The following is a 10,100-nucleotide window of genomic DNA, read 5'->3' as shown; positions in this document are numbered from 1 at the left end:
CGGACGGCACGCCGCTGCCGGCGCCGCCCGCCGAGCTGCTGCTGCGCCTCACGCCCGGCGCGCGCCGCGACTGGTTCGAGCCCGCGTCGCTGGCCGCGCTCGCCCGGCTCCCCTACCGCGTCTCCCCCGCCAGCAACCGGGTCGGGCTGCGGCTCACGGACGGGCCCGTGCTGCGCCGCCGGGAGGGGCTGGGCGAACTGCCGAGCGAGGGGATGGTCCTGGGCGCGGTGCAGGTGCCGCCGGACGGTATGCCCGTCGTCTTCCTGGCCGACCATCCGACCACCGGCGGCTACCCCGTCGTCGGCGTGGTGCCGGAGGCGGACCTGGCCGCAGCGGCGCAGGCCGTGCCCGGTACGCCGGTCCGGCTGCTGCCGACGGCACGACTGGACGGCTGATCAGGGATTTTCGTGTCGGCGTCGGGGTCGGCCCGGAGGGCCTTCCCCGCGACCGCCCGGAGGCTTCCCTGAATCGGGCGCACGCCGGCGCGGCATGCGCTCCCTCGTTCGTGTATTCGAGCGCGTTCGACGGGACAGCGGGGGCGGCGGGGGTCCAGACTGCTGGCAGAGCCAGGGACGCGGGGCCGTCCGCCCTTCCGCCCCCTCCGGTTCCCTGCCCGTTCGTTCAGCTGTCCCCTCTCTCGTATCTGCCATCCCACCCACGGCTCCGCCTGGAGGTGTTCCGCATGACTGAGACGCTGCTCGCGGTCGGTACGGCCAAGGGCCTGTTCCTCGCCCGCAGCAAGGACCGTCGCTCCTGGTCCTGGACGGGTCCCCACTTCGTGATGCAAGGCGTCTACTCGGTCGCCGTCGATCGCCGGGGCGCCGCCCCGCGCATCCTGGTCGGCGCGGATTCCAGTCACTGGGGTCCGTCGGTGTTCACCTCGGACGACCTGGGGGCCAGCTGGCAGGAGCCGCCCGCGCCGGCGGTCAAGTTCCCGGCCGGCACGGACGCCTCGCTGGTCCGGGTGTGGCAGCTGCGGCCCGCCGGGCCGGAGGAGCCCGGGGTCGTCTACGCGGGCACCGAGCCCGCCGCGCTGTTCCGCTCCGAGGACGGCGGCGCCTCCTTCACGCTGAACGAGGCGCTGTGGCAGCACCCGCAGCGCGAGCAGTGGCAGGCCGGCTTCGGCGGCCAGGGCCTGCACACGATCGTGCTCGACCCGCGCGACCCCCGAGCCGTCACGATCGCCGTCTCCACGGGCGGCGTCTACCGGTCGCTGGACGCCGGCGCGAGCTGGGAGCCGGCGAACAACGGCATCGAGGCCCGCTTCATGCCGGAGGAGGAGCGCTATCCGAACTTCGGCCAGTGCGTGCACAAGGTCTCCCAGGACGCGGCCGATCCGTCCCGGCTGTACCTGCAGAACCACGGCGGCGTCTACCGCAGCGACGACGCGGGCGCGGTGTGGAAACGCATCGACTCCGGGCTGCCGGCGGATTTCGGCTTCCCGATCGCCGCGCACCCGCACCGCGGCGACACCGCGTACGTGTTCCCGCTGGTCGCCGACTACGAGCGGCTGGCGCCGGAACACCGCTGCCGGGTCTACCGCACCGAGGACGCGGGCGAGACCTGGCAGGCGCTGGAGAAGGGCCTGCCCGAGCGGGACCACTACGGTGTGGTCCTCCGCGACGCCCTGACCACGGACGACGGCGAGCCGGCCGGGATCTACTTCGGCAACAAGAACGGCGAGCTCTACGGCAGCGCGGACGAGGGCGAGTCCTGGTCGCTGCTGAACGAGCACCTCCCGACAGTGCTCTGCGTCCGCGCGGTCACCCTGGGCTGACCCCGGCAGCGTCCCGAGGCCGCTCCAACTGACCCTCGGCGGCCGCGGTGGCGGCGAGGTCGGCGGCCTGAACGGTGGCCTCCTGGGCGGCGCGGGCTGCGAGGTGCTCGCGCCAGCCCGGGAGGGACCGCAGGGCGGACGCCGTCTGCTCGGCAGCCTCCCAGTCCAATTGCTCGGCCCGGTTCTCCCGGCGCTCGGCTGCCGCCAGGCGCAGCAGGTCCGGCAACAGGTCGGTGCATCGATCCAGCACCCAGCGGGTGCCCTTGGTCGCCATCCACAGCACCTGCGCCGTACGGGACGGCGCGACCCCGTCGGTCCGGTCGTCCGGCGCCGCGCCCAACGCTATGCCGCGCAGCGCGAGTTCACGATGGAAGGCGCGGGCGAGCGCGCGGTGGCCCCGCTCGCTGGGGTGCAGCCGGTCCACACTCCACATCACCGGCTCGAACAGCCATGGCTCGTCGGCGGCGTGGACGTGCACCGCGTCGTAGCGCTCGGACAGCGCGTGCACGACGGTGTTGACGCTCCGCATCCGCCGTCCCAGCGGCCGGGCCAGCGCCTCGGGTAGCCCCAGCATCCGCCCGGGGTCGGGCAGGCAGGCGGTGAGCAGCACCGTGCCGTCCTCGCCGAGGCTGCCGAGCGTGGTGTCGAGGTGCCGCGCTACGGCGCCGATGTCGTAGGTGGCCCGCAGGGTGTCGTTGCCGCCGACGATCACGGCCGCGACGTGCGGCCGGCTGCGGCGCGCCTCGGGCAGTTGACGCAGCAGCACGTCGGCGGTCTGGGCGCCGCTGGTGGCGAGGTTCGTGAAGGCGACCCCCTCGGGCTCGGTGGCCAGGCTCCGGGCCAACAGCGCGGCCCAACCCCGCCACCCACCACCGACCGGGTCGCCCAGCCCCTCTGTGAGGGAGTCACCGAGGGCGGACATGCGGAGGGATGTCATCTGAGGGCTCCCTTCGACAGCAGGACGGCTTTCAGGGATGCGGCGGCGCCGGGCGATGGCCCCGCGAGGTCGGGCCGGGGCCCGGCGGCATCCGCCGGCTCGGCGTCGTGGGCCGACAGGAAGGCGGCCACTGCTGCGTCCCAGCCGAACTCCTCGGCGCGGGCGCGGGCCAGGGCGCGGCGGGTGGTGGCCGGGCGGGCGAGGAGGCTGCGGACGGCGTCCGCGAAGGCGGGGCCGGTGTCGAGGGCCGGCAGACCCGCGTTGGCGATGATCGGCGGCAGCGCCGAGGACGCCGAGGCCACCACCGGGGTGCCGGAGGCGAGCGCCTCCAGCGCGGCCAGGCCGAAGGTCTCGATCGGGCCGGGGGCCAGGGCGACGTCGGCGGTGGCGAGCAGCGCCGACAGGCGGGCGGGGTCGGCCACGTGGCCGAGGAGGCGGGCGGGCAGCCCGTCCCGCTCGATCCGGGCCGCCAGGCGGGCCCGTACCGGGCCGTCGCCCGCGATGACGAGCACGGCGGGTACGCCCCGGCGCCGGAGCTCGGCGAGGGCGTCCAGGGCTCGTTCGGGGCGCTTCTCGTGGGACAGCCGGGAGCACATCACGAGCAGCTTCTCGTGCGGTGCGACGAACTCGTCCCGCAGCGCCTCGTCGCGGTGGCCTGGGTGACGCAGAGTCAGGTCCACGCCGAGGGGCGCGAGCCGCAGGTCCGGAGCATCGAGGCGGCGGAACTCGCGGGCAGCCCACTCGGTGGTGCAGATGATCCGGGTGAAGTCCCGCACCGTGCGGGCGTTCACGGCGTCGGAGACGCGGCGGGCCGCGAAGCGGGGCAGGCCCCACATGCGCAGCACCCCGTCCAGGCTCTCGTGGGAGACCATCGCTGCGGGGACTTCCCGTTCCCGGGCCCAACGGCCGGTCCAGCGCAGGGTGGTGCGGTCGGAGACCTCCAGCCGGTCCGGCCGCAGGGCCGCCAAAGTCGCCGCCACCCGGGACCGGTCGGTCAGGACCCGGTAGCCGCCCATGCCGGGGACGACGGGACCGGGCAGGGTGATCACCCGGCCCTGCTCGGTCTCCTCGTCCCCGGCCTCGGGGCCGGGCACGATCAGCACCGGCTGGTGGCCGGCGGCGAGGTAGCCGGCCCCGAGGCGGCGGAGCGCGGTGCGCAGGCCGCCCGAGGTCGGGGTGACGAAGTTCGCCACTCGCACGATCCGCAGTCCCATGTCCGTCGCTCCTAGGCCGCGGCGGGCGTGCCGGCTGCGGGGGTGACGACCGGAGCCGGCACCGGGGCCGGGGCCGGGGCCACCTGTGGTGCCTGCGCCGCCTGCGCCGTCCCGGCGGCAGCCGGCTGCCGGACCTCGCTGACGACGCCGCCGCGTTGGGCGACGACCCACCGGTAGTGGTCGATCAGCTCGTCGCCGACCGACTCCCAGGTGCGCGACTGCACCTCGGCGCGCGCGGCCTCGCCGTACCGGGCCCGCACCTCCCCGTCCGCGGCGAGCTCGCCCACCGCGCGGGCGAGGGCGGCGCCGTCCCGGGCGGGCACCAGCAGCCCGGTGCGCCGGTGGCCGATCAGGTCGAGCGGTCCGCCGACCGCGGGACCGACCACGGGCACGCCGCTGGCCATGGCCTCCTGGATGGTCTGGCAGAACGTCTCCATCGGGCCGGTGTGCGCGAACACGTCCAGAGAGGCGTAGAGCGCGGCCAGTTCGTCCCCGGTCCGGCGGCCGAGGAAGAGCGCCCCGGGGAGTGCCTGGCGCAGCGAGTGGTCGGAGGGACCGTCCCCGATGACCACGACCCGGACGCCGGGCAGCGCCACGGTCTCGGCCAGCAGGTCCACCCGCTTCTCGGGCGCGAGACGCCCGACGTAACCGACGAGCACCTCCCCGCCCGGAGCGAGCTCGCGTCGCAGCGCCTCGCTGCGGTGGCGCGGGTGGAAGCGGACGGAGTCCACGCCACGGCGCCACAGGTGCACGCGCGGGATGCCGTGGGCGGTGAGATCCTGCAGGGCCGGCGTGGACGGGGCCAGCGTGCGGTCGGCGGCGCAGTGCACCGTCCGCAGGCGCCGCCAGGCGGCGGCCTCGCCGATCGCGCTACCCGCCCGGTAGGCGCGGGCATATCCGGCGATGTCGGTCTGGTAGACGGCGACGGTGGGCAGTCCGAGCCGTTCGGACGCGGCCATGCCGCGCGAGCCGAGCAGGAACGGGCTGGCGAGGTGGACGACATCGGGCCGGTGGCCGGCGATCAGCTGCTCCAGCTTGCGGCTGGGCAGCGCGATCCGCACTTGCGGATAGCCGGGCAACGGCATGGCGGGCACCCGTACGACCGGGCACGGATCCCCGGCCCCGACGGGCGTCGCGGGCGCGGGGGTGATGACGAGGGGCTCATGCCCGCGACGCACGAGGTGCTCGGCGGTGCGCAGGACGGAGTGGGCGACCCCGTTGACGTCTGGCGGGAACGACTCGGTGACGAGGACGACACGCATGCCAGCGTTATTCCGAGCTCCGGCGTGCGGCGAGGCACGTGGATCTGACCGAACGGCGAACGGCGCACGAATCCTCATGCGGAATGCGCCTTCGGGCTCCGTTCCCCCTCCCCATCCCTACGCCGGCTCCCCGCCGTTCGCACAACATTCCGCCCGCGTTCCTGACCTCGTCAAGCCCGCCTGCCTCAGCCTCGTCGCGGCGAGGCCCGAGCCGAGCGGGGGCTGAGCGGAGGGCCTTGAGGACCGACTGCGCGCCAGGCCGGGCTCCTGCAGGGTCGCGGGCAGCAGGCGGTGCTCGGCCTCCAGCACCCGGGCGCCAAGCGTGTCCACGGCGTCGTCCGGCAGGACGGGGACCTCGGCGCGGGCGAGAACCCGCGCGCCGCCCGCCTCGGCTTCCGCTCAGCCCGAGCTGAGGCGGCCGCGGACGGCGGCGTGGACGTCGGCCTCTTCGCCCGGGTCGGCGGCGAGGCGGCGGAGGCGGTCGAGGACGCGGACGTTGCCGCTGGTGCGCACGGAGCGCGCGGCGAGCTCGCGGGTGGCCTCCTCGCAGTCCCAGAGACACTCGACGGCGGCGCCCGTGGCGAAGTACGGGTCGATGACCGCCAGGCCGCGCGCCGCGCCCAGGCGCAGCTGGGAACAGACGGTCTCGCCGTAGATATGGCGCAGCACGGACACGGCCTGCGCGGCCTCGAGCCGGCCGACGCCGTCGACGAGCGCGAAGAGCGCGTCGCCGTCGGGGCCGGAGCGGGAGACCTCGCGGTGCAGGGCGGCCACCACGAGCGGGGCGTCCTCGGGTTTGCCCGCGCAGGCGAGCAGGCGGGCCGCGGCGTCGGTGAGCCGGGAGCCGTCGGTGCGCGCGGCCCAGGCGCGGGCGTGCACGAGGATGTTCTCGCCGCGCATCCGGCCCAGCGTGTCCAGGGCGAAGTCCACGACGGCCTCGGAGAGGTCGTCGGCGGCGAGCTCCATCAGACCCGGCAGCTCCGGGTCGTCCGCCTCGGCGAGGTGGCGCAGCGCCGCACAGCGGGCGCCGGCCAGGCCGGTCCGGGCGGCGAGCCGCAGCACGGGCCGGTCGGCGGGGACGGCGACGGCCGCGAGCAGGCGGGCCGCAGCGGCGGCGCGGCGCAGGGTGGCGCGGCCCTCCGGGCGTTCGGCGAGGACGTCGGCGCCGGGGGTCGGCTCGGACTCCGTGTCCGCCCAGGCCAGGACGGCCTCGGTGCTCCACTCCGGCGTCTCCGGACGCGACATCTGGCGTTGCCACAGCTCGAACGGCGCGCGCTCGGTCGCCGCGGCCACGCGCGGGTGGTCGGCCGCCCACAGGTGCCACGGCCGCGGCTCGTAGGCGTCGCGGACCGCGGCGCGCAGCTCGGCGTCGCCCTCGGGGCCCTCCGGAAAGCGGGCGAGGACGGCATGGCCGAGGGCGCGCAGGCCCTCGTCGCTGTCGCGCACGGCCAGTTCGTCGAGCGCCCAGGCCCAGTTGCTGCCCTGGGCGGCGTAGCGCCGCAGCAGCTGGAGCGCGTCCCGCCGGCCGTAGCCGACCAGGCGGCCGAGCACGGCCAGGGTGAGGCCGGTGCGGCTCTCGCCACCGTCGAGCTCGTCCCACGCGTCGAAGAGGTGCGCCTCCAGCCCGCTCAGCGGCGCCTCGAGCTCCATGAAGAGGCGCGCGTAGTAGAGGGAGCGGTTCTCGACCTGCCAGTCCCGGCGTGGGTCTCTGGTGACGCACTCCTCCAGGGCGGCGAGCGCGTCGGAACGCTCGGCCGCCAGAGCGTGCAGGGTGCCGTCCCCTCGGCCCCGCTGAAGCAGGCCGAGGAGGGAGGCGCTGGGCGCTATCGCGGGCTCGAACATGAGGTCAGCATCCGTTGCGGCGGTCCTGGTGGCAAAGGAATTTCGGTGCGCACGGCGCTTGACCTGGTCGGTCGGCCCCGGCGCGGGAGGGGTCGGTTCGGGTCCGCGACGGTGGCCGCGGGGGGATTGTGGCACCGGCGGACGGCGGCCGCCAGCCGGAAGCACGGAATGCTACCGTCCGCACCCCTTACCGCGCACCCGCCCGTTTTCGGCCGCACCTTCCGCGCCACCCTCGTGACCTGCGACGCGGCTCACAGCGCCGCCATCGCGCCCGCTGCTCGGCGGCATATGCCAGAAGCAAAATCCTGCCCATCTTCGGCGAAAGCCCTCCTCCTTCGCCACGCTCTGTGCGACAGTCGTAACGTTCACGAACCCCCGATCGGCCTCTGCGGGACGCCATGCACCCCCACCTTCCCCCTCCCTCCCTCACGCAGCAGGTCTGCGCGCTGCGCGAGCGGCTGGAGACGGAGTACGGCGAGGGCCAGGACCGCGCCGAACGCGCCCTGCTGGCCCACGCCCACTCCCACCTCGCACAGCTGGAGCGCCTCACCGGCGCCCTGGGCGAACAGGCCGCCGAGGGCACCGACGACGAAGCCGCAGAAGCCACCCTCCTGGGTGACGCGGAATGGGACCTCGTGCGCGACGAGGTCGCCTGGTCCACCGAGATGTTCCGGATCTTCGCGCGCGCACCGCAGGACGGCCCGCTCACCCTCGACCAGCTCCCGGGCGTCCTGCACCCCGAGGACCGCCACACCGTCTCCCGGCTGCTCACCGAGGCCCTCGTCGACGGACGCCCGATCGACGCCGAGTTCCGCCTGCGGCTCGCCGACGGCACCGTGCGCGAGGTCCACTGCGTCGGCGCGCCCCGCTTCGCCGACGACGGCTGCGTCCAAGCCGTCTGGCTCGCCCTCCGCGCCCGCCGGGTCGGCTGATCCGGTGGCTCAGCTGATCTGCCGGTTCAGCTGATCTGCCGGTTCAGATGATCTGCGGCCGGGGCTGCCGTGGCAGCGCCCTGCTGATCTGCGCCCGCAGGTGCGCCACCTCGGGCACCTTGTCGTAGCGGGCCGTCAGCCGGTACATCTGCCGCAGCCGGTGCCAGGTGCGGTGCGAGGACATCTCACCCGTCGCGCTCAGCGCCAGCTGGGCGTAACGCTGGGCCTCGTCCGGCTTGTTGGCCAGGAAGCAGGCCGAGGCCATGGAGATGTGGTCGAAGAGCTTGGACCGCTCGTGCCCGCCCTCGCGCAGCTGCAGCGCGAGCTGCGCGTGGCGCTGCGCCAGGGGCGCGGCGGCCGGGTCGTGGTCGGCCAGGGTGCGGTAGGTGAGCGCCTCCATGCCGTGCAGGTCCGCGAGATCGAAGAACTGCAGCCAGTTGGGGCCCTGTTCGCCCGTGTCCTGGGCGAAGAGGTCCTCGGCCTCGCCGAGCGTGCGGCGGGTGGCCCGGCTGTGGCCGAGGGAGGCGTGTGCCCAGGCCTCCACCGTGCGCAGCATGGCGCGGGTGCGCGGCAGCGCCTCCTCGCCGGCGCCGGCGTCCGCGACCCTCATCAGGTCCAACGCGTCACCGGCGCGCCCGAGATGGACCATCTGGCGGGCGGCGCGCGCCAGGGCCTCGCTGGCGCGCGGCCGGTCGTCGGCCTCGCGCGAGGAGTGCACGGCCATCACGAAGTACCGCTGGGCGGTGGGCTCCAGGCCGACGTCGTGCGACATCCACCCCGCGAGCACGGCCAGGTTGGCCGCCACGCTCCACAGCCGACGCCGCAGGTGGTCCGGGTGGTCGTAGGTGAGCATGCTGCCCACCTCGTTCAACTGGCCGACAACCGCCTTGCGTTGGAGGCCGCCGCCCCGCGAGGCGTCCCAGCGGCGAAAGACGTCCACCGACTCCTCCAGCGCGACGACCTCGTCCTCGCCGACCGGGCCGGCCTCGTAGTAGTCGAGGGCCGGCAGGGCGGACGGGCTACGGAGCACCGTGGCCGAGCCCTCCACCGGGGGGAGCGCGGCCGGGGACCGCATCCAGTCGTAGAGGGGGTTGGCGATGACGGCCCCGGCCGCGAGGGCGGTGCTCGCTCCCATCAGTCCGCGTCGATTCAGCATCAGGTCCATTCCCGTGAACTCGGTGAGGACCGCGGCTGTCTGCCCTGGTGCAGGTCTGGAACCGTCCTCAGGCTCGCTGCGGCGCGAGCCGTTGGCGGATGGCCGTTCCCGGTGGAAGCCGAGGTCCTCAGGCGTGACTACTCGGCCGAGCTGCTCGCTGAACAGCGCCGCGAGGATGCGCGGGACGGGGTCGCGGGGGATCTCCCCGCGCTCCATCCAGCGACGCACCCGCGAGGTGTCGGTCGACAGCTGCTGCTGTCCGGCCTGCGCACCGCGGCGGTTGACCAGCCGCGCCAACTCGCCCTTGGACCATCCGGTCAGGGCGAAAAGGTCGGCGAGCTGGTGGTTCGGTCCTCTGTTCACGTCGTGCCCCCAGGTTCTCGGCACTTCGACACTAACCATCCGTCATGTGCCAGGCGAGCATTCGCCAGGGTTCGCCAGGCCTCGCCAACTGTCCCGCTTCGGGCGCCGAGGTGTGTTGTATGAATGCGCCACCCCGACCTGGGCGATCGCCCGGCCGACCGCCACAGGGGTGGGTGTGGCGCAAGGGGTGGCGCACCGTCGCCACGCGCCAGGGTTCGCCCGGGAGACGCAACTCCCCAGGGTGCGCCGACCGGGCTCCGGCCCCTGCGGCGCCGGAACGCCACCCCGACCAGGCAGCCGTCCACCGGCCCCACCCGGCCGGAGGACGGACGCACCGGACGCACCGGACGGAAGCCCCGGTCAGACGAAGGGATCAGGACTCACCCATGTACTCACCGGCTCTCTCTCCCTCCCCGGTGGCCCGCCCGCAGGGTGCGCCCACCACCCCGATCCGGCGGCGGCCGGGCATCGGGATCGACCCCCGGCTGCGCGAGCCCGGCCGCCGCCGGATCGGGGTGGCGCGCACGGCGCCCAGCAGCTGCGCCGGCCCGCACCTGCGGGGAGTGCTGCGCGGGGGGCTCGGTGCGCGGAGCGGCGCCGTCGGCACCCGCTGAGGC

Annotated in this window: 8 protein-coding genes and 1 pseudogene; 4 read left to right on the top strand and 5 right to left on the bottom strand. The window is 75.0% G+C overall.

Going from position 1 to position 10,100, the window contains the following annotated elements; all coding sequences use genetic code 11:
- Positions 1-395: pseudogene (locus tag DN069_RS38745) on the top strand (biotin-dependent carboxyltransferase family protein); the annotation flags it as partial.
- Between the two features lie 287 nt (positions 396-682).
- Positions 683-1,777, top strand: a complete 1,095-nt coding sequence (locus DN069_RS38740) for a WD40/YVTN/BNR-like repeat-containing protein (protein ID WP_111507929.1) — start codon at positions 683-685, stop codon at positions 1,775-1,777.
- Here DN069_RS38740 and DN069_RS38735 read toward each other — a convergent pair.
- From DN069_RS38735 to DN069_RS38715, 4 genes are all read right to left on the bottom strand, one after another.
- A complete protein-coding gene (locus tag DN069_RS38735; protein WP_111507928.1) occupies positions 1,764-2,714 on the bottom strand; it encodes an SGNH/GDSL hydrolase family protein in 951 nt (316 codons plus the stop codon). The genes DN069_RS38740 and DN069_RS38735 overlap by 14 nt on opposite strands.
- On the bottom strand, positions 2,711-3,928 hold the full coding sequence (locus DN069_RS38730) for a glycosyltransferase (RefSeq protein ID WP_111507927.1): 1,218 nt from the start codon (positions 3,926-3,928) through the stop codon (positions 2,711-2,713). Before DN069_RS38730 ends, DN069_RS38735 begins: the two co-directional genes overlap by 4 nt.
- A gap of 11 nt (positions 3,929-3,939) precedes the next feature.
- On the bottom strand, positions 3,940-5,190 hold the full coding sequence (locus DN069_RS38725; RefSeq protein ID WP_111507926.1) for a glycosyltransferase family 4 protein: 1,251 nt from the start codon (positions 5,188-5,190) through the stop codon (positions 3,940-3,942).
- 399 nt (positions 5,191-5,589) lie between these two features.
- Positions 5,590-7,032 carry a HEAT repeat domain-containing protein gene (locus tag DN069_RS38715; protein ID WP_111507925.1) on the bottom strand — a complete coding sequence of 481 codons (1,443 nt, stop codon included), beginning with the start codon at positions 7,030-7,032 and terminating at the stop codon, positions 5,590-5,592.
- Positions 7,033-7,430: 398 nt separating this feature from the next.
- Here DN069_RS38715 and DN069_RS38710 point away from each other — a divergent pair, with 398 nt between their 5' ends.
- Positions 7,431-7,964 (top strand): PAS domain-containing protein, encoded by a 534-nt coding sequence (locus tag DN069_RS38710; protein ID WP_111507924.1) that lies wholly within the window; start codon positions 7,431-7,433, stop codon positions 7,962-7,964.
- Between the two features lie 43 nt (positions 7,965-8,007).
- Here the strand turns inward: DN069_RS38710 and DN069_RS38705 are convergent, their stop codons facing one another.
- Complete coding sequence (locus tag DN069_RS38705) at positions 8,008-9,483, bottom strand: DNA-binding protein NsdB (RefSeq protein ID WP_111507923.1); 1,476 nt, start codon at positions 9,481-9,483, stop codon at positions 8,008-8,010.
- Between the two features lie 386 nt (positions 9,484-9,869).
- Between DN069_RS38705 and DN069_RS38700 the strand changes: the two genes are divergently transcribed.
- A complete protein-coding gene (locus DN069_RS38700; protein ID WP_111507922.1) occupies positions 9,870-10,097 on the top strand; it encodes a hypothetical protein in 228 nt (75 codons plus the stop codon).
- The last annotated feature ends 3 nt before the right edge of the window (positions 10,098-10,100 follow it).

Origin of the sequence: Streptacidiphilus pinicola, from assembly GCF_003258295.1 — a bacterium.
In the GTDB taxonomy this organism is placed as follows: Bacteria; Actinomycetota; Actinomycetes; order Streptomycetales; family Streptomycetaceae; genus Streptacidiphilus; species Streptacidiphilus pinicola.
This window is presented reverse-complemented; position numbering and strand designations above follow the sequence as displayed.